Raw genomic sequence first — 20,645 nt, forward strand, 5'->3', positions numbered from 1 at the left:
CCGGCCACCGACAGAAACCGCGAAACGCGGAGTTACAGCGCATTTTCGCGATCGATGACGGCGGCAACCGGCCCGGTCGGAAGTACCTGCCGCCGAATCGGGCGAATCGGCCTACCCTGGGAGCCATGGCCAAAGAGATCGACCGGCTCAGGGCACGCTCGGCCCTGGAGACGGTCAAGGAAAATCCGGTGATCGCCGCGATCGCGGCGGTGCCGGTGCTCATCGTCCTGGGCGTCGTCTGGGCGCTCACGAACTGGTTCGTCGCACTGCTGGTGCTCGTCCTGTTCGGCGCCGTCGTGGTGGTGCGGGGGAAGCTGGTCCGCTGATTCCGGCCAAAAGCATGCCGGAATGACGGATGGCTCAGACCGGAAGGACGGTCAGCGGGGTATGTGGAAGCGCACCAGGTCGCCGGTTCCCGGGTCCACGTCGGCCCACGGCCGGTCGAACTCCAGCACGGCCAGTGCCGACGTGGGGAACTTCCGGCTGAGTTCCGCGGCCGGTTCGGAGTCGCGGTTGGCCGCCAGTTCCCAGGCCGTCCACGGCATTGCGGGGGCGTGCCCGATCAGCAGCAGCGTCCGCGGATCGTCGTCGGCGAGCTGGACGAGTTCGATCAGCGTGCGCGGCGATGCCTCGTAGATCGACGACTCGAACCGCACCGGCGCCGTGATCCCGGTCGCCGCCAGCGTCTCGCGCGTACGCACCGCGTCCGAACAGCGCACCGCATCGATCGGCGCCTGGGTCTCGCGGAGCCAGTCGCCCGCGAGAGCCGCCTCGCGACGCCCCCGCGGCGCGAGCGGCCGCTCGTGATCGGCCACGCCCGGCGGATAGCTGGACTTGCCGTGCCGCATCAGGATCAGGGTCCGCACCATACGCACACCGTAGCCGTGTGTCGCACGACACCATCCTGAGCGGAGAGACAGCTCACTCTCGAGGCACACTGATGGTGGCGTCACAGCCTTGGCCGACCGCCAACAGCCGTGACGCATGCCCGTCTCAACCCAGGGGCGGAGTACAGCCGATGATGTTTCGAGGATCTGCGAGATATGGCCTATGTGATCACGCAGCGTTGTTGCAACGACGCCAGCTGCGTACCCGAGTGCCCGGTCGATTGCATTCGTCCCACCCCGGAGCAACCCGAGTTCGCGACGACCGAGCAGCTCTACATCGACCCCGACACCTGCATCGACTGCGGCGCCTGCGTGGATGCCTGTCCGGTGGAGGCCATCTTCTCCGAGGACGACCTGACCGCCTCCCTGGCCCGATTCCGCGATATCAACGCCACGTATTTCGAGCGTCACCCGCTGGAGTCGAATTTCGATCCGCTGGTGACGCCGTCGCGCCCGCCGAAGGAACTGGGCACGCTGCGCGTCGCGATCGTCGGCGCCGGGCCCGCGGCCTGCTACGCGGCCGACGAGCTGCTGCGGCGCGCCGATGTCGAGGTGGAGATGTTCGACCGGCTGCCGACGCCCTGGGGCCTGGTGCGCGCGGGGGTGGCGCCGGACCACCCCGGCACCAAGACCGTGTCGAGCATGTTCGAGAGCGCGTTCCGCCGCGAAACCCTGCAGTACCACCTCAATGTCGAGGTGGGAAACCACATTTCGCACGACGAGCTGCTGGCGCACCATCACGCGGTGATCTACGCCGTCGGCGCGTCCACCGACCGGCAGCTGGGCGTGCCCGGCGAGGACCTGCCCGGTAGCCACTCCGCCACCGAGTTCGTGGCCTGGTACAACGGGCACCCCGACTACGCGGACCGCGGCTTCGACCTGTCCGGGGAGCGCGCGGTCGTCGTCGGCAACGGCAATGTGGCACTGGACGTGGCCCGGGTGCTGACGCTGGATCCGGACGAGCTGGCCAAGACCGATATCGCCGACTACGCCCTGGACGCGTTGCGCAACAGCAAAATCCGCGAGGTCGTGGTGCTGGGACGGCGGGGTCCGCTGCAGGCCGCCTACTCCTCGCCGGAATTCCTCGCGCTGGGGTACCTGAAGGGCGTCGACGTGATCGTCGACCCGGCCGACCTGGAGCTGGATCCGGAAAGCCGGGCGCTGTTGGACGATCCGGAGGTAGAGCCCTCGCTGCAGCTGAAATACCAACTGGCGCAGGAATATGCGGCCAAGGCGCCGACGCCGGGGAACAAGCGCATCGTGTTCCGCTACCTGACCTCGCCGACCGCGGTCACCGGCACCGACAAGGCCGAGGGCGTCGAGTTCGCGCACAACGAACTGGTGCCCGAGAACAGTCGCCTGGTTGCCCGCGCCACCGATCGCACCGAATCGCTGCCCGCCTCGCTGGTGCTGCGGTCCATCGGCTACCGCGGTGAACCGGTGGCGGAGCTGCCGTTCGACGATCGCGCGGGCACCGTTCCGAACGAACACGGACGGGTCGTGGCCGAGGGCGCCCATCTGCCGGGCGTGTACGTCTCCGGCTGGATCAAGCGCGGCCCGCGCGGCGTCATCGGCTCCAACCGGGTCGACGCCCAGGAGACCGTCGAACGGCTGATCGACGACTTCACCGCGGGCAAACTGGCCGCGCCGCAGGGTGATCGGGCCGCGCTGAAGGCCCTGCTCGCGCAGCGCCAGCCGGACCTGGTCGATCGCGAGGGCTGGAAGGCCATCGATACCGCCGAGCGTAGCGCCGGGAAGTCCGGTGGGCGGCCGCGGGTCAAGTTCACGACCCGCGACGACCTGTTGAAGGCGGCGCGGGGATAGCCGCCCCGAGGAGCCGCGGGCCGCCCGGGATCCGGGCGGCCGTCTGCTCGGTGACCTGTCAGCTATCAACCGGCGAATACGCTCAGGCCGTCAGCGGCCCGATGCGCACGGCCGTCGTCGTGGTGCCGCCGACCACGAACCACAGGCGCAGCACCGGATGGCCGGTGCGGTCGCCCGGCTCGTAGCGGCTGCGCACGCTGATGTGCTGACGCGACAGCACGGGCGCGATGTATTCGATGACCGCGCGGTGCGGCCCGGCGACCAGTTTCGGGAAGTCGACGAGGTAGTGCTCCACCGCCTGCCAGTACACCGCGTTGTTGACGTGGTTGAACTGGTCGATATCCGTGGCGCGCACCGGAAACGGCAGATCCGTATCCGACTCCGGCGGGGTGGCGTCGGTCAGCCACGGCCGCCAGCGCAGGCGGTGCTCGGCCGTGGTGCGGGACAGGTAGGCCATGCCCTCGTCGCTGATGCGGGTGGGCATGTTGGTCGACTCGTTGATGTTGATCCAGAAGCCTTCGGTCTCGATCAGACCGCCGTTGTCGCTGGTGATCCGCACCCGCATATTCGTCCAGCGCGACGACATCGCCGAGCACCAGCGCACCAGGTGCACCCGGTCCGGCCACAGGATCGGCCGCACCACGTCGATCACCGTGCGGCGCACGATCCAGCTCGGATCGGTGCGGTGCAGGGAACTGCCGTGCAGGTCCTCCCAGGCGATATCCTGCAGGTAGCGGGCCACGGCGTCCGACCGCAACCGGTTGTACGGATCCACATCACCAGCCCGCACGGGCCACGCCGAGGCGAAGCCTAAGCCCTCCTGGGGAAGCGGGGCGAGTGGCTGATCGAGTGACACTGGTGCTCCTCGCGCTGCACGGTGTGCCGCGTTCTCGTGCGGTGCTGTCTGTGACATGACTTTACGGGGCGCGTGTCACACCGTTACGTCGAGATGGCTCTACTCACTCGTAGCAAATCAGTAGCCGACGTACGATCCGCCCCCGCGCATCGCCGCGATGCCGGGCACGTTGTCCAGGGAGCCGTACCGGTCGAGGGAGTATCGGGAGGCGGCGATGATGTTGTCTACGGGGTTCCAGATATCGCCGTGCCCGGGCAGCGCGTAGCTGTTGAACGTGCTGTCGATGGTCTGCATGAGGCCCTTGGACGGAGTCCCGGCCGCGGCGTTGCTGTCCCAGTTGTTGATCGCGTGCGGGTTGCCGCCGGATTCCTTCTCGATGATGGCGGCGATGATCGCCGCGTCGGAGTCCTTGATGTCGTATCCCTGTTCGCGCAGGACGCGGATGGCCTCCTTGATCCACTCGGCCTGGGTGCCGGTCGGCATGGGCCCCACCGGGCCGCTCGAGGAGCCCGAGGCGCCGCCGCTGTAGGCGGTACCGGCCGACCCGCTGCCGAGGTAGCTGGAGCCGGAGCCGCCACCGTGCGAGGTTCCACCGGACGAGTGCGACGACGGGTTGCCCGCACTCGAGATCGGAGACGCGGCGGCGGGGGTATCGGTGGTCGCCGCGGGGGAGGTGGCCGCGGGTGGCGCGGAGCCCGCGCCGGTGGCCGGGTCGCCCAGCCCCGCGTACGCCTCGTCGACCTTCGCCTTCGCGGCGTTGACCGCCGTGACCGCGGCCTCGGCGACCAACTCGGCCTGCTTCAGCGCGTTGGTGATCTCGCTCTGCAGGGCGGCCGCCCGATGGTCCTCGGCCACCTTGCGGTCCTGGATCTCGGTCGGGGTCAGGCCGGATTGGTTGTCCCAGTACGTTTTGCGGGCGTTCGCGGTCACCACGCCGGTGTCGGAGACCTCGAAGGCATCCGGCGGCGGGTTCTCCGCGGGATGCAGTGCGCGGTCGCGCGCGGTGCGGACGGCCTGCTTGGCGTTGTTCAGGTTCTCCACCTGCTGGCTCAGCGCCGTCTGCAGTTGCAGCGCCGCCTGGCTGACGGCCGAGGCGCGCAGCTTTTCGGTATCCATCCGGGCGCTCGCGGCCTGCGCCGCCGCGCCGCTCCATTGCTGTTCGTCGCCGAGCTGCCGGGTGCGGGTGACGCCGTCGAGCACCGCCTGGTCGAGGTCGGTGCTGAGCTTGCCGACCGAGACCGAGGCGGTGGTCAGCTGGTCGGGATTCCAGCTCTCGACATCTGGGATGGTGAGTGTCATGGCCGCAGTCCGATGCTGGAGAGCTTGTCCCCGAACTGCTGATCGGTGAGTTCGACGGCCTTGCCCGCCTGCTGCACGCCGTCGGCGATCGCGGTCAGCCGCGCGCCGATGCGCTGCAGCGCCTGATCGACGGAATCCTTTGCCTGGGTGCAGGATTGGCTCCATAGTGTGCCCGGGAGCGCACCGGCCGCGTCGGCCAGGCCGGACTGCAGGTTGCCGATGTTCGCCGACTCGCCGCGCAGCGTATTCGCGAAGGTGTTCAGCGCCGCGGTATCGACGCTCAGTGGTGGATCATTCGGCCCGGCCATGAGTCCCCCTCGACAGCTCGGCTCAGCGGCCCTGAGCTTAGCAAAAGCCGGTGCCGTGGACAGCCACATGCGAAGACCGGTTAACTTGTGACGAGCATCGCGACAGAGAGGCCGACTTACATGCGTGCAGCCCAGGTGAGCAAGCTCGACGGACCGGAAGCCATCGAGGTGGTCGAGATCCCGGAACCGGCGTCCTATCCGGACGGCGTCGTGATCGATGTGCACGCGGCCGGGGTGGCGTTCCCGGACGTGCTGATGACGCGCGGTTTGTATCAGATGAAGCCCGAACTCCCGTTCGTCGTCGGCGGGGAGGTCGCCGGGGTGGTGCGGTCCGCTCCCGAGGGCGCGCACGTGTCCGCGGGCGATCGGGTGGTCGCGCTGACGATGCTGGGCAATGCGATAGCCGAGGTCGCGGTGACGCCGCCGCAGATGGTGTTCCGGCTGCCGGACAACGTCTCGCTGGAGGCGGGGGCGGGCATCCTCTTCAACGATCTGACCGTGCACTTCTGCCTGCGCAACCGGGGCCGGCTGGCGCCGGGTGAGACCGTGCTGGTGCACGGCGCGGCGGGCGGCATCGGCACCTCGACGCTGCGCATGGCGGCGGCGCTGGGCGCGGGTCGGGTGGTCGCGGTGGTCAGCACCGAGGAGAAGGCGCAGGTGGCGCGGGCCAACGGCGCCACCGACGTGGTGCTCACCGACGGCTGGCTGGCGGCGGTAAAGGAACTGACCGGTGGGCGCGGGGTCGACATCGTGCTCGATCCGGTGGGCGGCGACCGCTTCACCGACAGCATTCGCTCGCTGGCACCCGCGGGCCGGTTGCTGGTGGTCGGCTTCACCGCGGGCGAGATCCCGACGGTGAAGGTGAACCGCCTGCTGCTCAAGAACGTCGAGGTGGTCGGCGCGGCCTGGGGCGAATGGGTGCTCACCCACCCGGGCTACCTACAGGAGCAGTGGGCGGAGGTGGAACCGCTGCTGGCCGCGGGCAAGATCGCCCCGCCCCAACCGGTCCTGTACCCGCTCGCGCAGGCCGCCGCCGCCGTAGCTTCCCTGGACAACCGCACCGCCACCGGCAAGGTCGTGGTGAGTCTGCGCTGATCCCGGCGAAGCGCATGCGGCTCACTCCCCGTCGTTCCCGGCGCAGCGTATGCGGCTTACTCTCCGTCGTTCCCGGCGATGCGTATGGGGCTTACTCTCCGTCGTTCCCGGCGATGCGTATGGGGCTTACTCTCCGTCGTTCCCGGTGAAGCGTTTGCGGCTTACTCCCCGTCGTTCCCGGCGCGCTCTTGGCCGGGATCAAGATATGCGGGGCGTGTCTGCCGTCCTATGCTGCGACTCGTGTTGACTCCGCCGCCGGGACTGACCGATGACGCCCTGATTGCCGTGCTGGGGGAGTGCTGGGCGATCGACGTGGGGGCGGTGGAGTATGCGGCGGTCGGGTTCGGAAGTCATCACTGGCGGGTCACCGATGGCGGTGATGACGCCTGGTTCGTGACCGTGGACGAACTCGAGCTTCGGCGTCGTTCGCCGGACGATTCGGTGGCGGCGGCCTTCGACCGGCTGCGCGCCGCCCTGGGGACGGCGCAGGCGGCGCGCGACGCCGGGCTGGAGTTCGTCGTGGCGCCGGTGCCGGGTGGCGACGGCTCGGTCTGTATTCGGATGGGCGCGTTCGCCGTGGCCGTCTATCCGCTGCTCGAGGGCAGGCGGTTCGACTGGGGCGAATTCCGCGACGCGGACCATCGGCAGGCCGTTCTCGACATGATCGCGCGTCTGCACCGGACACCCGCGGACGTCCCGGCGCGGACCGAGGATTTCGCGATAGCGAGCCGCGACGAGGTGGCGCGGGCTCTGGCCGGGGACATCCCGAACCTCGGCCCTTATGCGGCGTCGATGTCGGATCTGTTGCGGGACAACGCCGCGGCGCTGCGCGACGAATGGGCGCGTTACGACGCGCTGGTGACGACGGCGCGATCGCTGGGCGTCCGTCCGGTGGTGACGCACGGCGAACCGCATGCCGCCAATACGATGCACACCGCGCGGGGCTGGCGGCTGATCGATTGGGACACAGCGCTGCTCGCACCGCCCGAACGCGATCTGTGGGATCTCGATCCCGGCGACGGTTCGCTGCTGGCGGCCTATGCCGAGCGCACCGGGACCACCCCGCATCCGGAACTGCTCGAGTTGTACCGCAGGCGTTGGGATCTCGCCGACGCCGCCGAATACGTGCGCCGGTTCCGCCGCCCGCACACCGGCACCGAGGACGACATCGAGTCGTGGAAAGGGTTGCAGGAGCTCGTCTTCCGCCTCGAAGCTCCCGGCGCCCCGCACTGAGAGGTCACCATGAGAGCAGACGCCGTCTCGAGTCGGACACTGAACCGCACCTTGCTGGCCCGACAGCACCTGCTGGAGCGGTCGACCCTGACGGTGCCGCAGATGTGCGAGTACCTGGTCGGTCTGCAGGCGCAGGACGTGCCGCCGCCGTTCGTCGGATTGTGGAGCCGGATCGCCGATTTCGACCCCGACGCGGTGTCGTCGGGACTGCGGGATCGATCGCTGGCGCGAATCACCTTGATGCGTTGGCACGATTCACTTGGTGACGGCGGCGGATGCCGTGCGCATCGCACCGCATATCCAGCCCGAACTCGAAAAGATCCCCTTCCGCAAGGGTTTCAACTACGGCGCCATGGTCGGTCTCGATCCGGACGTGGTGCGGGCCGTCGGAGAGAAGGCGCTCGGGCAGGAACCCATGTCGGCGGCCGAACTGCGACTGCGGGCCGCCGAGGAGTTTCCCGACCGGGATCCGGGAGCCGTGGTGCAGACCTGGCTGTACCAGCTGCCCGTGCTGCAGACGCCGCCCCGGGGGCTGTGGAAGAACAGCAGCCGCCCGGTGTGGTCACGGATCGAGCCCTGGCTCGGCGCCGCGCTGGTTCCCGATTATCCGTTGGAAGAGCTGGTCATTCGCTATCTGCGCGCATTCGGCCCGGCCTCGACGATGGATGTGCAGACCTGGTCGAAACTGCTGGGCATCAAGGAGGCCGTCGACCGGTTGGGCGACCGGGTGCGCATCTATACCGACGAGCGCGGCCGAACCCTGTACGACGCCGCGGATACCGACCTCGCCGACCCTGACCTTCCGGCGCCGGTCCGCTTCCTCGGCTGGTACGACAACCTCTACCTCTCCCACCAGGATCGCGGCCGCGTCGTCCCCGAGGGTGCCGCACCGCCGTTGCGGCGCATGGCGCTTCAGGTCGCGCCGGTACTGGTCGACGGATATCTCGCGGGAACCTACAAGGTGTTCACCGACCGCGAGCGGGCGCGGCTGCGCATCGCGCCCAACGGCAAGTGGTCGGTCGCCGAGCGGTCCGCGGTGGAATCGGAAGGCGCGGCGTTGCTGGACTTCCTGGAGCCCGACCGAGATCCGAGCGTGGAAATCCTCTCGCCCGGTGCGGATCTCAAACCGTGACAGAGATCAACCGGCTCGAAATACGACCGCGTTAGGCGCTGCGGCACGTCGCTCCCGCGTCGTTCTCATTCGCGGCGGTGGCATCGTTCTCATTCCCGGTGGCGGTGGCGTCGTTCTTATTTCCCGGCATGCTTTGGCCGGGATCAGATGTGGTTGCGGTAGGCGGGGGCCTTGCTTGTGCCTGCGGGGGTGAGGGTGCGGAGTAGGGGGAGGGTGCGGTGGGTGACCACCGTGGACAGGACGATGACGCTGTGCGAGCGGACCACCGCGGCGCTGCGGTCGATGCTCAGCAGCACCGATTGCAGGCCCGCGTGGGAGTCGGCGCCGATGCGGCACAGCACGTCGCCGGAACCCGTGGTGGCGTAGGCCTCCAGCACGCCGGGGATGGTCTCCAGGTCGGCGGCGACCGCGTCGAGCGCGCCCTGGGCGATCTCCAGGGTGACGAACGCCTGCACGTCGAAACCGGCTGCGGTGACGTCGATCTGCGGGTCGTAGGAGGAGATCACCCCGGACTCCTCCATCCGGGCGATGCGCGACTGCACCGTCGCGCGGGCGACGCGGGTGCGCCGCGACAGCTCGAGGATGCCCGCCTTCTGGTATTCGTGCATCGCGGTGAGGATCGCCAGATCCAACTCGTCCAGCCTGGCGGCGGTGCGTGCCATCGTCATCTCCACTCCGTGCTCGTGATCTATTCAAATTGTCCAGCATGAGCGGCTACTTGGTGGCGCAATTCACCATGATGTCTATCGAATTTTGCCGATATTGCTCAGGTACACGCTCCGGCGATTACCTGGGTACATGACTACCGAGCATCTGCCCAGGGCCAGCCGGACCACGGAGCTGCCGGACACCGCGCCGCTCGACGCCACGCCGTCGGACGCCGAGCTGCGGCGACTGATCGGACTGGTCGACCACGACGCCGACAGCGATCCGTTCCCGGTGATCGGCTGGGACGCGCTGGTGTGGGTGGTCGGCAACGCCACCCAGTTCGCGCACTATATGCAGTCGGCCTTCGGGATGCGGCTGGAGGCCTACTCGGGACCCGAGACCGGCAACCGCGACCACAAGGCCTTCGTATTGCGCAGCGGCAGTGCGCGATTCGTGGTCACCGGCGCCGTGGACCCGGCCAGTCCGCTTGTCGCACACCATGATCGACACGGCGACGGGATCGTGGACATCGCGCTCGAGGTCCCCGATGTCGACCGGTGCGTCGAGTGGGCGCGCACGCACGGGGCGACCGTGCTCGCCGAACCGCACTACGACACCGACGAATTCGGCACTGTCCGCACCGCGGCACTGGCCACCTACGGCGAGACCCGGCACACTCTGGTCGACCGCTCGCGCTACGACGGTCCCTATCTGCCCGGCTATGTCGCCAGGCGATCGAGTTTCGTGCCGCGCGCGGACGCGCCGCGGCGGCTGTTCCAGGCGATCGACCACGTTGTCGGCAACGTGGAACTCGGTCAGATGGACCGGTGGGTCGAGTTCTACCGCCGCGTCATGGGTTTCGAGAACATGGCGGAATTCGTCGGCGACGACATCGCCACCGACTATTCGGCGCTGATGAGCAAGGTCGTGGCCAACGGCAATCACCGGGTGAAGTTCCCGCTCAACGAGCCCGCGGTGGGCCGCAAGAAGTCTCAGATCGATGAGTACCTCGAGTTCTACCGCGGCCCCGGAGTGCAGCACATCGCGCTGGCCACCGGCGACATCCTCACCACCGTGGACACGCTGCGCCGCGAGGGCGTCGAGTTCCTCGACACCCCTGACGCCTACTACGAGGATCCCGAACTCCGCGCCCGCATCGGCCACGTCCGGGTCCCGGTGGAACAGTTGCAGTCCCGCGGCATCCTGGTCGACCGCGACGAGGACGGCTACCTCCTGCAGATCTTCTGCCGCCCGCTCACCGACCGCCCCACGGTCTTCTTCGAACTCATCGAACGCCACGGCTCCCTCGGCTTCGGCAAGGGCAATTTCAAGGCCCTGTTCCAGGCCATCGAGCGCGAACAGGAGGCGCGCGGCAACCTGTAGCGGCTGCGCGGGAATCTGTGCGCCGCCGCCCGGCCCAGTACAGTCGCACCTATGCGGATCACGTCGGCGATCGTCATGGGGACGGCCATCGCAGCGCTGCTGACGGCGTGCGGGTCGGGCGACAACTCCGACACCGAGTCGCCGTCGGTGCGACCACCGATGAAGGTCGCATCGCTGGGCCCGTTCGTGGGGGAGTGCGGCAATCTCACCGACGACGAGGTGCGCGATCTCGGTGAACTGGGGCAGGTCTCGCGGTCGTTCAAGAATTCCGTGGGCTGCAACTGGCTGACGGCCGGGGTCGGCTCGCCGAGCGTCACCTTCGCCTCCTACCGGGGCAGCCCGATCGAGCGAGAACGGGCGTGGGTGACCGCGCAGGGCCGCAACCCGGAAAGCATCGAGGTCGCCGGGCATCCCGGCTTCCAGGACGCCACCGTCGACGGCAGCATCTGCGACCTGGCCGTGCGGCTGGGTGACGACTTCTTCGAATGGTCGACCTCCGCGGGATTCTTCGGGCAGCCGGGCGGCGATCCGTGCGCGAAGAATCGCAAGATGGCCGAGCTGACCGTGCGGCGAATGAAGTGAGGGCGGTATGAGCGGCCAGGGCAGGCGAGTGACGAAGGCGGCGGCGGCCTCGGTCGCGGCGCTGGCGGTCGCGCTGAGCGGCGGTGGGTGCGGCCGCACCGTCTCCGGTTCCGCGGAGCCCGCGGGCGGCGGCACCGGGGTCAACATGAACTTCGACAAGTTGCTGCGCGAGTGCGAGGTGGTCCAGGCCGACGAGATCGCCAAGGCCACCGGCGCCCAGGACGTTTCGTCCTCGTTCAACGGCGCGGTGTGCATGTGGGATCTGATCGGGGCGCCCGGTGGGGACGGCATGACCACGCTGAACTGGTACGAGATGGGTTCGCTGCCCAACGAGAAGCAGAACAACGACAGGCTCGGTTACACCACCGTCGATATCAACGTTCAGGGGCGGCGGGCGCTGCAGGTGCATCGGCCCAACGATCCGGACTCCTGCGGCGTGATGGCCCCGGCCGCCGACGCCGGAGTCATCGGCTGGTGGGTGAACTACCGCCCCGGATCGGGTCATCCGGATCCGTGCGAAGCCGCCAAGAAACTGGCAGAGTTGACGTTGAACCTAGCCAGATAACCCGATACCGCCACGCTGGCGTCGTACCCCGGCCTACCACGGGGTACCCGCTTTTGCCCCTCGCCGCGCCGACGGGTATCGTGGATCGCTGTGCCCGGAAGCTGCGGGCAGGTTCGTGTGCAGGACGTAAGCCAGCGAGAGCGGCCGACCGTTTCAGCGTGCCCGGAAAAGTAGGCATGAACTGCGCGCGACACGCCCGACCTCGGGACGCGAGGAACGCGGTCCGGGCGGACGGGTGAAAGCTCGATGACACAGACGTGAAGAACTCCAGACACCTGGTTACTGAATAAAGAAAGCCGGTATATGCCAACCATCAACCAGCTGGTCCGCAAGGGTCGTCGCGACAAGGTCGCGAAGCAGAAGACCGCGGCCCTGAAGGGGAGCCCGCAGCGTCGTGGCGTGTGCACTCGCGTGTACACCACGACCCCGAAGAAGCCGAACTCCGCGCTGCGTAAGGTCGCGCGTGTTCGCCTGACCAGCGCGGTCGAGGTCACGGCCTACATCCCCGGTGAGGGGCACAACCTGCAGGAGCACTCGATGGTGCTCGTGCGCGGCGGTCGTGTGAAGGACCTCCCGGGTGTGCGCTACAAGATCATCCGCGGCTCGCTCGACACCCAGGGTGTGAAGAACCGCAAGCAGGCTCGCAGCCGTTACGGCGCCAAGAAGGAGAAGAGCTGATATGCCACGCAAGGGCCCCGCACCCAAGCGTCCGCTGATCAACGACCCGGTCTACGGTTCGCCGCTGGTTACTCAGCTGGTCAACAAGATCCTGCTGGACGGCAAGAAGTCCACCGCCGAGCGCATCGTCTACGGCGCGATGGAGCAGGCGCGCGAGAAGACCGGCACCGATCCGGTCGTCACCCTCAAGCGCGCGCTCGACAACGTCAAGCCGTCGCTCGAGGTGAAGCCCCGCCGCGTCGGTGGCGCCACCTACCAGGTTCCGGTCGAGGTCCGTCCGGGCCGCGCCAACACCCTGGCGCTGCGCTGGCTGGTCAACTTCTCCCGCGCCCGTCGCGAGAAGACCATGGTCGAGCGCCTGGCCAACGAGCTGCTGGATGCCAGCAACGGTCTGGGCGCCTCGGTGAAGCGCCGCGAGGACACCCACAAGATGGCCGAGTCCAACCGGGCCTTCGCGCACTACCGCTGGTGATTCGACTCCCGGGCTCCGTCCCCGGAAGGCGAGTCACAGTCGGGCGTGGCACTCGCACGCCGCGCCCGACGTTGAAAAAGTGATGGCCTCTGGGCCTCCGACACGGAGCCAGGGTCGTTCCCGAAAATCCCAACTAGCTACGAGCGGGGAAGATTTCCGTGGCACAGGACGTGCTCACCGACCTCAACAAGGTCCGCAACATCGGCATCATGGCCCACATCGATGCCGGAAAGACCACGACAACCGAACGCATCCTCTTCTACACCGGTATCACCTACAAGATCGGTGAGGTTCACGACGGCGCCGCCACGATGGACTGGATGGCCCAGGAGCAGGAGCGCGGCATCACGATCACGTCGGCCGCGACGACCTGCTTCTGGAAAGACAACCAGATCAACATCATCGACACGCCGGGCCACGTCGACTTCACGGTCGAGGTGGAGCGATCGCTGCGCGTGCTCGACGGTGCGGTCGCCGTTTTCGACGGCAAAGAGGGCGTTGAGCCGCAGTCCGAGCAGGTCTGGCGGCAGGCCGACAAGTACGACGTCCCGCGCATCTGCTTCGTCAACAAGATGGACAAGCTGGGCGCCGACTTCTACTTCACGGTGCAGACCATCAAGGACCGCCTCGGTGCCAAGCCGCTGGTCATCCAGCTGCCGATCGGCGCGGAGAGCGAGTTCGAGGGCATCGTCGACCTGGTCGAGATGAACGCCAAGGTCTGGAAGGGCGAGACCAAGCTCGGCGAGTCCTACGAGACCGTGGAGATCCCGGCGGATCTGGCCGAGCGGGCCGAGCAGTACCGCCAGGAGCTGCTGGAGACGGTCGCGGAATCGGACGAGGCGCTGCTGGAGAAGTTCTTCGGCGGCGAGGAACTCTCGGTCGAGGAGATCAAGGGCGCGATCCGCAAGCTGACAGTCAACTCCGAGCTCTACCCGGTGCTGTGCGGTTCGGCGTTCAAGAACAAGGGCGTGCAGCCCATGCTCGACGCTGTGATCGACTACCTGCCGACACCGCTGGACGACGGTGGCACCGATGGTCACGTCCCCAACAAGGAAGACGAGATCATCCACCGGAACCCCGACACCACGGAGCCGTTCGCGGCGCTGGCGTTCAAGGTTTCGACGCACCCGTTCTTCGGCAAGCTGACCTACGTGCGCGTGTACTCGGGCAAGGTCGCCTCCGGCGCCCAGGTCATCAACTCGACCAAGGGCAAGAAGGAGCGGCTGGGCAAGCTGTTCCAGATGCACTCCAACAAGGAGCAGCCGATCGATGAGGCCCAGGCGGGCCACATCTACGCGGTCATCGGCCTGAAGGACACCACCACCGGTGACACCCTGTGCGATCCGCAGAACCAGATCGTGCTGGAGTCGATGTCCTTCCCGGACCCGGTCATCGAGGTCGCCATCGAGCCGAAGACCAAGGCCGACCAGGAGAAGCTGGGCACCGCCATCCAGAAGTTCGCGGAGGAGGACCCCACCTTCAACGTGAAGCTGGACGCCGAGACCGGCCAGACCGTCATCGGCGGCATGGGCGAGCTGCAGCTCGACATCTACGTCGACCGCATGAAGCGGGAGTTCAAGGTCGAGGCCAACATCGGCAAGCCGCAGGTGGCCTACCGCGAGACCATCACCAAGGTCGTCGAGAAGCACGAGTACACCCACAAGAAGCAGACGGGTGGCTCGGGCCAGTTCGCGCGCGTGATCATCGCCCTCGAGCCGTTCACCGGCGAGGACGGCGCGACCTACGAGTTCGAGAACAAGGTCACCGGTGGTCGCGTGCCGCGCGAGTACATCCCTTCGGTGGACGCGGGCATCCAGGACGCCATGCAGTACGGTGTGCTGGCTGGTTATCCGCTGGTCAACCTGAAGGCCAAGCTGCTCGACGGCGCCTACCACGAGGTCGACTCCTCGGAAATGGCGTTCAAGATCGCGGGTGCGCAGGCCCTGAAGGAAGCGGCCCGCAAGGCCGGTCCGGTGATCCTCGAGCCGCTCATGGCCGTCGAGGTCACCACGCCCGAGGAGTACATGGGCGACGTGATCGGCGACCTGAATTCCCGCCGTGGTCAGATCCAGGCCATGGAGGAACGCAGTGGTGCCCGTGTCGTCAAGGCGCTGGTTCCGCTCTCGGAGATGTTCGGATACATCGGTGATCTGCGGTCGAAGACCCAGGGCCGGGCGAACTTCTCCATGGTGTTCGATTCGTACGCGGAGGTTCCGGCCAACGTGTCGAAGGAGATCATCGCCAAGGCGACCGGCGAATAGTCGGTCACGCACCACCCGATCCCCGCATCCTGCGGGGATGATCCCAAACCGCACTGCTGCATAGCAAGCACCAACAAGTCCAGGAGGACATCAAGTGGCGAAGGCGAAGTTCGAGCGGACGAAGCCCCACGTCAACATCGGCACCATCGGTCACGTCGACCACGGCAAGACCACGCTGACGGCGGCTATCACCAAGGTTCTGCACGACAAGTACCCCGAGTTGAACCAGAGCTTTGCGTTCGACCAGATCGACAAGGCTCCGGAGGAGAAGGCTCGTGGTATCACGATCAACATCTCCCACGTCGAGTACCAGACCGACAAGCGGCACTACGCCCACGTCGACGCTCCGGGTCACGCGGACTACATCAAGAACATGATCACCGGTGCGGCCCAGATGGACGGCGCCATCCTCGTGGTCGCCGCCACCGACGGCCCGATGCCGCAGACCCGCGAGCACGTGCTGCTCGCCCGTCAGGTCGGCGTGCCCTACATCCTGGTCGCGCTGAACAAGTCGGACATGGTCGACGACGAGGAGATCCTCGAGCTCGTCGAGATGGAGGTCCGCGAGCTGCTGGCCTCGCAGGAGTTCGACGAGGACGCGCCGGTCGTGCGCGTCTCGGGCCTGAAGGCGCTCGAGGGCGACGAGAAGTGGTCGGAGTCCATCGTCGAGCTGATGAACGCCGTCGACGAGTCGATCCCGGACCCGGTCCGCGAGACCGACAAGCCGTTCCTGATGCCGATCGAGGACGTCTTCACGATCACCGGTCGTGGCACCGTCGTCACCGGTCGTGTCGAGCGTGGCCAGGTCAAGCTGAACGAGGAAGTCGAGATCGTCGGCATCCGTCCGGAGAAGACCAAGACCACCATCACCGGCATCGAGATGTTCCGGAAGCTGCTGGACTCGGCCGAGGCGGGCGACAACGCCGGTCTGCTGATCCGCGGCATCAAGCGCGAGGATGTGGAGCGCGGCCAGGTCGTCATCAAGCCGGGCACCACCACCCCGCACACCGAGTTCGAGGGTCAGGCCTACATCCTGGCCAAGGACGAGGGCGGTCGGCACACGCCGTTCTTCAACAACTACCGCCCGCAGTTCTACTTCCGCACCACCGACGTGACCGGTGTCGTGACCCTCCCCGAGGGCACCGAGATGGTCATGCCGGGCGACAACACCGAGATGAGCGTCAAGCTGATCCAGCCGATCGCCATGGAAGAGGGCCTGCGCTTCGCGATCCGCGAGGGTGGCCGCACCGTCGGCGCCGGTCGCGTCACGAAGATCATCAAGTGATCTCGCCCCGCGAGATCACCCCGGCACGCTTTTAGCCGGGGTCCCGCAAGACACCTTGCGGGGGTGACCACAAAGGGCCGTTCCCTTCGGGGAACGGCCCTTTCACATATCTACAGCGCTGCGATTCTCTACAAGTTTGTCCCCCCGAGGGCGCGCGATTCCCGTGCCCGGTCGTCAGGTTGGTTCGGTTGCGGCTAATAGGGCCTCGGCGAACTGGCGCATCTGCGCGGCGCCGCCGAACCAAGCGGAGACCAGGTCCACCGCGGCGGTGCGGGTGCGGTGGGCGGCGCGGATGAAATCGTCGAGGGAGATTTCGCCCGCCTCGGCCTTTTTGGCGATGTTCTCCAGATTGTGGCTGGCCAGCAGCAGTTGCATCACCAGTTGGACGTCGACCGTGGTGGGGGAGTCGTCGCGCGCCGCGGCCTGGCGGTGATTGGCGGCGCGGCGGGTCGGTGTCGGCTCCAGGGTGCGGCGGGCGCGGGTGCTGTCGTTGCGCGCCACGGCCTCGGCGGGCGGCGCGGACTCGGCATGCCGCGTGGTCTCGCCCCGCGGTGAGGTCGCTGCGCGCTGGGAGGTCTCGGCGAGCGATGTGGTCTCCGCAGCCGTCGGGTGCTCGGTGTGCTGACGGGCACGCAGCGGAGGCCGCGCGGGATCGGACTCCGAGCCAGCGGCGGCGGAACCGCGTCGAGGAATGCCGGTTCCGGCCGTGGGGCCGCCGGAGCCGCGCTGAGGCAGTCCGACCTCGGCACGCGTGCGAGGCTCGGGTTCCGCGGCGCCCGCCTCGGGCCGCTGCGGGACGACCGGTTCGGAACGAGACGCGACGGGGTTCGTGTGTGTGGCCGATTCGCTCTGCGGCGTGGTGAGCTCGCTGCGCGACACGGCGAAGTCGTTCGCCGGGACGGCGAAGTCGTTGAGCGGGGCCGTGAAATTGTTGTTCGGCGTCCCGGATTCGCGCGCCGGTGCGGTGAAGTTGTTTGCCGAGGTGGAGAAGTCGTTGCGTGGCGTGGAGGATTGGTTCGTCGGGGTGGTGAAGTCGTTCGCCGGGGTGGAGAAGTCGTTGCGTAGGGCGGTGGAATCGTTTGCCGGGGTGGAAAAGTCGCTGTGCGGAGTTATGGTTCCGCTCGTCGCGGATGCGAAACCGTTCGGCGAGGTGGAGAAGTCGTTGTGCGGGGTGACCGAGTCGTTCGGCGGCGTGGGAAAACCGTTGCGCGGGTTGATCGAATCCCTGCGCGGGGTGATCGAATCGGGTGGATTCGGTGCCGATTCACCCCGGCGCAGGCCCGGATCGGTCGGCGTGGTCGACTCCGGCCTGATCGCCACCGAATCGGGGGCCGACATCAGGGATTCGGAACGGCTGACCGTGGGTTCGGGCGACGGCGTGGGTGATTGTGTCGCCGCATTGGCCCACTGCGTGGCGAAATCCAGCTGATTCCACTGCATCTCGGGACCGAATGGGCTGTTCGCCGAGGTGTCGATGCCGGTCAGGGAATTCGCCGATGACGGACCAGAGTTGTTGACCGGGTGGGTGAGCCGAGAGCCCTCCGGTCGCGTGTGATTGGGTTCCCCGAAACTGGCGAAAGCATCCGTCATAGCCGCCATGCTATCCCCGCCGCACGGCGGCTTCAGGCCGTGTGCCCCCGCTCACCTCAGCAGTTCGACGGGGGCGCCGCGCCGCGGAATCGGGCGTCGAGCCAGTCGACCATGGCCGGGACACCCAGGACGGCGGCCGACAGGTGCTCGGGCGAGGAGGTCAATTCGGCCTGCAGCCGCACGCCCGCCTCGCAATATCGGCGGTTGGTATTGATGATCGCATCGATCGGGATCAGCGGATCCGTCGGCGAATGCCACTCGAACACGGGAGTTTTCGGAATTCCATCGAACAGCTCGAGGCTGTTCTCCTCGACCACCGCCCAGGCGTCCGGGCTGTCGATCAGCTCGGTGTTCTTGGCGTATTCCAGCGCATTGCGTCCCGCCCCGGCGGCGAGGATTTCATTGGTGCATCCGTTGGCCATGGCGTTGCGCGCGGCGATCCCGCGGGCGTTCATATAGTCGCTGATCGGCAGCCGGTCCGGATATTCGCGCTCCAATCCGATCGCGGCCGCCATCGCCAGCCCGAATGCCGGGTGCGAGTTGGTGCCCAGCGCCTTCACCATGGTCACCATGTTCATCGGCACACCGCCGGTGGCGGCCCCGGCGATATCCAGTTCGGGCGCGTATTCCGGCTGCAGGGCGGCGGCCCAGCCCGTCGCCATGCCGCCGCCGGAATACCCGGCCATGGCGACGCGGCTCTTGCCGACCTGTAGTTGGGGCACCTGCTGCACCGCGCGAATACCGTCGAGCGTGATCTGGCCGCCCAGACGCGCCGCGCCGTAGGCGAACTGCGGGCCGAGGTGGTCGGGCAGCGCGACGCTCCAGCCGCGCGCGAGCAGGGCGTTCAACGCGGGCGCCTCGCGCACCTGCAGGTTCGGGTCGGGCGTGTACAGCACGTGCGAGACCGCGCAGTTCGCGCCGAGCCCGTTGATGATGTGCTGGTAGGAGAGCAGCGGACCGTCCGGCACGTGGTTGGCCGGTGTCAGCACGGTGGTGATCGCGGCGATCGGGTCGCCGTGAGAGTTGTTGGAGCGGAACTTGATCGATGTGACCGTGCTGCCCGGGAAGATCGGCAGCGGCGGCATCGGTCGGGTCGCGAGCACCGCACCGGGCGGATGGTCGGCGAGATCCGCGGGCGCGGCGAAGAACGGATCCGGGTCCGGATCAGGATAGATTGGCTGCGCGGTCGCCGGTGCGACGAGTGCCAGCCCGAGGGCCAGGCCGGTCAGCGTGCCCAGCAGTCGTCGTAATCCACGGCGGGCATCGGCGGGGATGTCGGCTAGGGCCTGACGAATCACACGACCTCCACGGATATCTCACAGAATCGGAAAGACCGGTCAGTTTGTATTCAAATGCGAAATGTCCGGGAGTCCGTGAGACACGCCGACGGCAGGGTGCGGGATTTCCTGGGAGAACGCCTCGGAAACAGCAGGTGAACGAGAATCGGCCCGTCAGCCGAGTTGGGTCATACCCGCCGCGATGACCTGCGAGAGGTTGAGGATCTCGTCCGCGCTGGGCAGGGTGAGTCCGTCGAGGGTGTGCAGCCTGTCGGTGGTGGTGATGGCCAGGACGGCCGAGACCCAGGCGGTCGCGCAGGCGCGCAGCGTGCCGGGCCGCACCGGTGCGGACGCGCTGGCCTGCAGTACCCGGGCGGTGACGTCGAGCAGTTGATCGCGCATGCGCCGCAGCTGTTTGCGGACATCGGGATGGGTGTCGGCCTCGCGCCACATGATCACGCGCAGCACCGACGAATGATGGTCGCGCAGGTTCAGTGCGGCATCCAGGTTCACCAGGCTCGTGGCCGGATCGCCGGGCGCCACAACGGTATTGATGTCGTCGAGCGGATCGGCGGGCACCCGCTCGGCCATCAGTGCCGACAGAATCGAATCCTTGGTGGGGAAGTAGTAGAAGACCAGACCCTTCGGGACGCCGGCCGCGGCGGCGATGGACGCCGTCGCGGTCGCGTCGAATCCATGTGTCGCGAAGAGATTCTCGGCGGCATCCAGGATGAGCTGACGGGCGTCGCCGTCGACCTTCTTGCTCCGGCGACGCCCCGCTCGATGGGGTTTCGGCATGTGCATCAGTGAGCAGTATGCAGCCGTGCCGTTACTTGCGGAAGCGCCGCCACCGCGACGACCACTGTCAGAACGCCGACGATCCATGCGGTCCAGGAGGCGCCGCTGAGTTCGTCGAAATTCATCACCCAGGGGGAGAGGAACAGCAGCACGCCGAAGATGCCCATCGCATAGTCCAGGTTGGACATCGCGGGCCGCGCCAGCTGCGCCAGACCGCTGAGTGCGATGAGCGCGCCGAGGACGATCAACGTCCACATCGCCCGGGTGCTGGTGTCGACCCAGATGGGTGACAGCGCGGTGAAGACGCCGAGCACGACGGCTACGAAGTCTTGCGCGCGACTCTCGCTGAACATTATTGCCTCCTCGAGGGCTGGGGATATGTTCTCTCTCGGTATAACTCTGATTGACCGCCCGATCAATACTTGGCGGAACAAGATTTCGTACCGAAGTCCGTGCGCCGGTCGGCCGAGGG

At 67.4% G+C, this 20,645-nt stretch carries 22 protein-coding genes and 1 pseudogene; 14 read left to right on the forward strand and 9 right to left on the reverse strand.

Annotated features, from left to right (window positions below):
- The first annotated feature begins 125 nt into the window (after positions 1-125).
- Entirely contained in the window at positions 126-326 is a 201-nt protein-coding gene (locus ACYVLQ_RS25090; protein WP_068015244.1) for a hypothetical protein, read from the forward strand.
- 51 nt (positions 327-377) lie between these two features.
- On the opposite strand, the gene ACYVLQ_RS25095 is transcribed toward ACYVLQ_RS25090, so the two are convergent.
- Entirely contained in the window at positions 378-869 is a 492-nt protein-coding gene (locus ACYVLQ_RS25095; RefSeq protein WP_460699982.1) for a SixA phosphatase family protein, read from the reverse strand.
- A gap of 174 nt (positions 870-1,043) precedes the next feature.
- On the opposite strand from ACYVLQ_RS25095, the gene ACYVLQ_RS25100 reads away from it, so the two are divergent.
- Complete coding sequence (locus ACYVLQ_RS25100; RefSeq protein WP_460699983.1) at positions 1,044-2,711, forward strand: FAD-dependent oxidoreductase; 1,668 nt, start codon at positions 1,044-1,046, stop codon at positions 2,709-2,711.
- An 82-nt stretch (positions 2,712-2,793) separates the two neighbouring features.
- On the opposite strand, the gene ACYVLQ_RS25105 is transcribed toward ACYVLQ_RS25100, so the two are convergent.
- The 3 genes from ACYVLQ_RS25105 to ACYVLQ_RS25115 form a co-directional block, all read right to left on the reverse strand.
- Positions 2,794-3,567, reverse strand: a complete 774-nt coding sequence (locus ACYVLQ_RS25105) for an acyl-[acyl-carrier-protein] thioesterase (RefSeq protein WP_460699984.1) — start codon at positions 3,565-3,567, stop codon at positions 2,794-2,796.
- A 117-nt stretch (positions 3,568-3,684) separates the two neighbouring features.
- A complete protein-coding gene (locus ACYVLQ_RS25110; protein ID WP_460699985.1) occupies positions 3,685-4,866 on the reverse strand; it encodes a transglycosylase SLT domain-containing protein in 1,182 nt (393 codons plus the stop codon).
- A complete protein-coding gene (locus ACYVLQ_RS25115; RefSeq protein ID WP_460699986.1) occupies positions 4,863-5,174 on the reverse strand; it encodes a WXG100 family type VII secretion target in 312 nt (103 codons plus the stop codon). Before ACYVLQ_RS25115 ends, ACYVLQ_RS25110 begins: the two co-directional genes overlap by 4 nt.
- Before the next feature lie 120 nt (positions 5,175-5,294).
- Between ACYVLQ_RS25115 and ACYVLQ_RS25120 the strand changes: the two genes are divergently transcribed.
- The 4 genes and pseudogenes from ACYVLQ_RS25120 (at position 5,295) to ACYVLQ_RS25135 (ending at position 8,634) form a co-directional block, all read left to right on the forward strand.
- Entirely contained in the window at positions 5,295-6,269 is a 975-nt protein-coding gene (locus tag ACYVLQ_RS25120; protein ID WP_460699987.1) for an NADPH:quinone oxidoreductase family protein, read from the forward strand.
- 240 nt (positions 6,270-6,509) lie between these two features.
- On the forward strand, positions 6,510-7,502 hold the full coding sequence (locus tag ACYVLQ_RS25125) for a phosphotransferase (RefSeq protein WP_460699988.1): 993 nt from the start codon (positions 6,510-6,512) through the stop codon (positions 7,500-7,502).
- Between the two features lie 102 nt (positions 7,503-7,604).
- Positions 7,605-7,688 (forward strand): annotated as a pseudogene (locus ACYVLQ_RS25130) (hypothetical protein); the annotation flags it as partial.
- Between the two features lie 76 nt (positions 7,689-7,764).
- Positions 7,765-8,634, forward strand: a complete 870-nt coding sequence (locus ACYVLQ_RS25135) for a winged helix DNA-binding domain-containing protein (protein ID WP_460699989.1) — start codon at positions 7,765-7,767, stop codon at positions 8,632-8,634.
- 143 nt (positions 8,635-8,777) lie between these two features.
- Here the strand turns inward: ACYVLQ_RS25135 and ACYVLQ_RS25140 are convergent, their stop codons facing one another.
- Entirely contained in the window at positions 8,778-9,296 is a 519-nt protein-coding gene (locus tag ACYVLQ_RS25140) for an Lrp/AsnC family transcriptional regulator (protein ID WP_460700181.1), read from the reverse strand.
- A gap of 136 nt (positions 9,297-9,432) precedes the next feature.
- Here ACYVLQ_RS25140 and hppD point away from each other — a divergent pair, with 136 nt between their 5' ends.
- The 7 genes from hppD to tuf all read left to right on the forward strand — a co-directional run bounded on the left by hppD (position 9,433) and on the right by tuf (position 16,508).
- Positions 9,433-10,665: a 4-hydroxyphenylpyruvate dioxygenase gene (gene hppD, locus ACYVLQ_RS25145; RefSeq protein WP_460699990.1), complete on the forward strand. Its 1,233-nt coding sequence runs from the start codon at positions 9,433-9,435 to the stop codon at positions 10,663-10,665.
- A 51-nt stretch (positions 10,666-10,716) separates the two neighbouring features.
- Positions 10,717-11,247 carry a DUF3558 domain-containing protein gene (locus tag ACYVLQ_RS25150; protein ID WP_460699991.1) on the forward strand — a complete coding sequence of 177 codons (531 nt, stop codon included), beginning with the start codon at positions 10,717-10,719 and terminating at the stop codon, positions 11,245-11,247.
- Between the two features lie 7 nt (positions 11,248-11,254).
- Complete coding sequence (locus tag ACYVLQ_RS25155; RefSeq protein WP_460699992.1) at positions 11,255-11,812, forward strand: DUF3558 domain-containing protein; 558 nt, start codon at positions 11,255-11,257, stop codon at positions 11,810-11,812.
- 303 nt (positions 11,813-12,115) lie between these two features.
- A complete protein-coding gene (gene rpsL, locus ACYVLQ_RS25160) occupies positions 12,116-12,490 on the forward strand; it encodes a 30S ribosomal protein S12 (RefSeq protein WP_024802068.1) in 375 nt (124 codons plus the stop codon).
- Between the two features lies 1 nt (position 12,491).
- The gene (rpsG, locus tag ACYVLQ_RS25165) at positions 12,492-12,962 is read left to right on the forward strand and encodes a 30S ribosomal protein S7 (RefSeq protein ID WP_062978101.1); all 471 of its coding nucleotides are present in this window, start codon (positions 12,492-12,494) and stop codon (positions 12,960-12,962) included.
- Between the two features lie 158 nt (positions 12,963-13,120).
- Positions 13,121-15,223: an elongation factor G gene (fusA, locus tag ACYVLQ_RS25170; RefSeq protein ID WP_460699993.1), complete on the forward strand. Its 2,103-nt coding sequence runs from the start codon at positions 13,121-13,123 to the stop codon at positions 15,221-15,223.
- A 94-nt stretch (positions 15,224-15,317) separates the two neighbouring features.
- Positions 15,318-16,508 (forward strand): elongation factor Tu, encoded by a 1,191-nt coding sequence (gene tuf / locus ACYVLQ_RS25175; RefSeq protein ID WP_068015202.1) that lies wholly within the window; start codon positions 15,318-15,320, stop codon positions 16,506-16,508.
- Positions 16,509-16,682: 174 nt separating this feature from the next.
- Here the strand turns inward: tuf and ACYVLQ_RS25180 are convergent, their stop codons facing one another.
- Positions 16,683-17,387 (reverse strand): hypothetical protein, encoded by a 705-nt coding sequence (locus ACYVLQ_RS25180; protein ID WP_460699994.1) that lies wholly within the window; start codon positions 17,385-17,387, stop codon positions 16,683-16,685.
- Between ACYVLQ_RS25180 and ACYVLQ_RS25185 the strand changes: the two genes are divergently transcribed.
- On the forward strand, positions 17,365-17,937 hold the full coding sequence (locus ACYVLQ_RS25185; RefSeq protein ID WP_460699995.1) for a hypothetical protein: 573 nt from the start codon (positions 17,365-17,367) through the stop codon (positions 17,935-17,937). The two genes, ACYVLQ_RS25180 and ACYVLQ_RS25185, sit on opposite strands and share 23 nt — an antisense overlap.
- A 217-nt stretch (positions 17,938-18,154) precedes the next feature.
- Here the strand turns inward: ACYVLQ_RS25185 and ACYVLQ_RS25190 are convergent, their stop codons facing one another.
- The 3 genes from ACYVLQ_RS25190 to ACYVLQ_RS25200 form a co-directional block, all read right to left on the reverse strand.
- Positions 18,155-19,396 carry a lipase family protein gene (locus tag ACYVLQ_RS25190; protein ID WP_460699996.1) on the reverse strand — a complete coding sequence of 414 codons (1,242 nt, stop codon included), beginning with the start codon at positions 19,394-19,396 and terminating at the stop codon, positions 18,155-18,157.
- A gap of 153 nt (positions 19,397-19,549) precedes the next feature.
- Positions 19,550-20,179 (reverse strand): TetR/AcrR family transcriptional regulator, encoded by a 630-nt coding sequence (locus ACYVLQ_RS25195; RefSeq protein WP_460699997.1) that lies wholly within the window; start codon positions 20,177-20,179, stop codon positions 19,550-19,552.
- Positions 20,179-20,526, reverse strand: a complete 348-nt coding sequence (locus ACYVLQ_RS25200; RefSeq protein ID WP_460699998.1) for an SPW repeat domain-containing protein — start codon at positions 20,524-20,526, stop codon at positions 20,179-20,181. The genes ACYVLQ_RS25195 and ACYVLQ_RS25200 overlap by 1 nt, the downstream gene beginning before the upstream one ends.
- Between the last annotated feature and the right edge of the window lie 119 nt (positions 20,527-20,645).

The sequence above is a fragment of the Nocardia thraciensis genome, assembly GCF_054782435.1.

What these genes read in the sequence shown, in the direction of transcription:
- ACYVLQ_RS25090 (WP_068015244.1), top strand. Translation starts at nt 126, where the DNA reads ATGGCCAAAGAGATCGACCGGCTCAGGGCACGCTCGGCCCTGGAGACG.
- ACYVLQ_RS25095 (WP_460699982.1), bottom strand. Translation starts at nt 869, where the DNA reads ATGGTGCGGACCCTGATCCTGATGCGGCACGGCAAGTCCAGCTATCCG.
- ACYVLQ_RS25100 (WP_460699983.1), top strand. Translation starts at nt 1,044, where the DNA reads ATGGCCTATGTGATCACGCAGCGTTGTTGCAACGACGCCAGCTGCGTA.
- ACYVLQ_RS25110 (WP_460699985.1), bottom strand. Translation starts at nt 4,866, where the DNA reads ATGACACTCACCATCCCAGATGTCGAGAGCTGGAATCCCGACCAGCTG.
- ACYVLQ_RS25115 (WP_460699986.1), bottom strand. Translation starts at nt 5,174, where the DNA reads ATGGCCGGGCCGAATGATCCACCACTGAGCGTCGATACCGCGGCGCTG.
- ACYVLQ_RS25120 (WP_460699987.1), top strand. Translation starts at nt 5,295, where the DNA reads ATGCGTGCAGCCCAGGTGAGCAAGCTCGACGGACCGGAAGCCATCGAG.
- ACYVLQ_RS25140 (WP_460700181.1), bottom strand. Translation starts at nt 9,296, where the DNA reads ATGGCACGCACCGCCGCCAGGCTGGACGAGTTGGATCTGGCGATCCTC.
- hppD (WP_460699990.1), top strand. Translation starts at nt 9,433, where the DNA reads ATGACTACCGAGCATCTGCCCAGGGCCAGCCGGACCACGGAGCTGCCG.
- ACYVLQ_RS25150 (WP_460699991.1), top strand. Translation starts at nt 10,717, where the DNA reads ATGCGGATCACGTCGGCGATCGTCATGGGGACGGCCATCGCAGCGCTG.
- ACYVLQ_RS25155 (WP_460699992.1), top strand. Translation starts at nt 11,255, where the DNA reads ATGAGCGGCCAGGGCAGGCGAGTGACGAAGGCGGCGGCGGCCTCGGTC.
- rpsL (WP_024802068.1), top strand. Translation starts at nt 12,116, where the DNA reads ATGCCAACCATCAACCAGCTGGTCCGCAAGGGTCGTCGCGACAAGGTC.
- rpsG (WP_062978101.1), top strand. Translation starts at nt 12,492, where the DNA reads ATGCCACGCAAGGGCCCCGCACCCAAGCGTCCGCTGATCAACGACCCG.
- ACYVLQ_RS25195 (WP_460699997.1), bottom strand. Translation starts at nt 20,179, where the DNA reads ATGCACATGCCGAAACCCCATCGAGCGGGGCGTCGCCGGAGCAAGAAG.
- ACYVLQ_RS25200 (WP_460699998.1), bottom strand. Translation starts at nt 20,526, where the DNA reads ATGTTCAGCGAGAGTCGCGCGCAAGACTTCGTAGCCGTCGTGCTCGGC.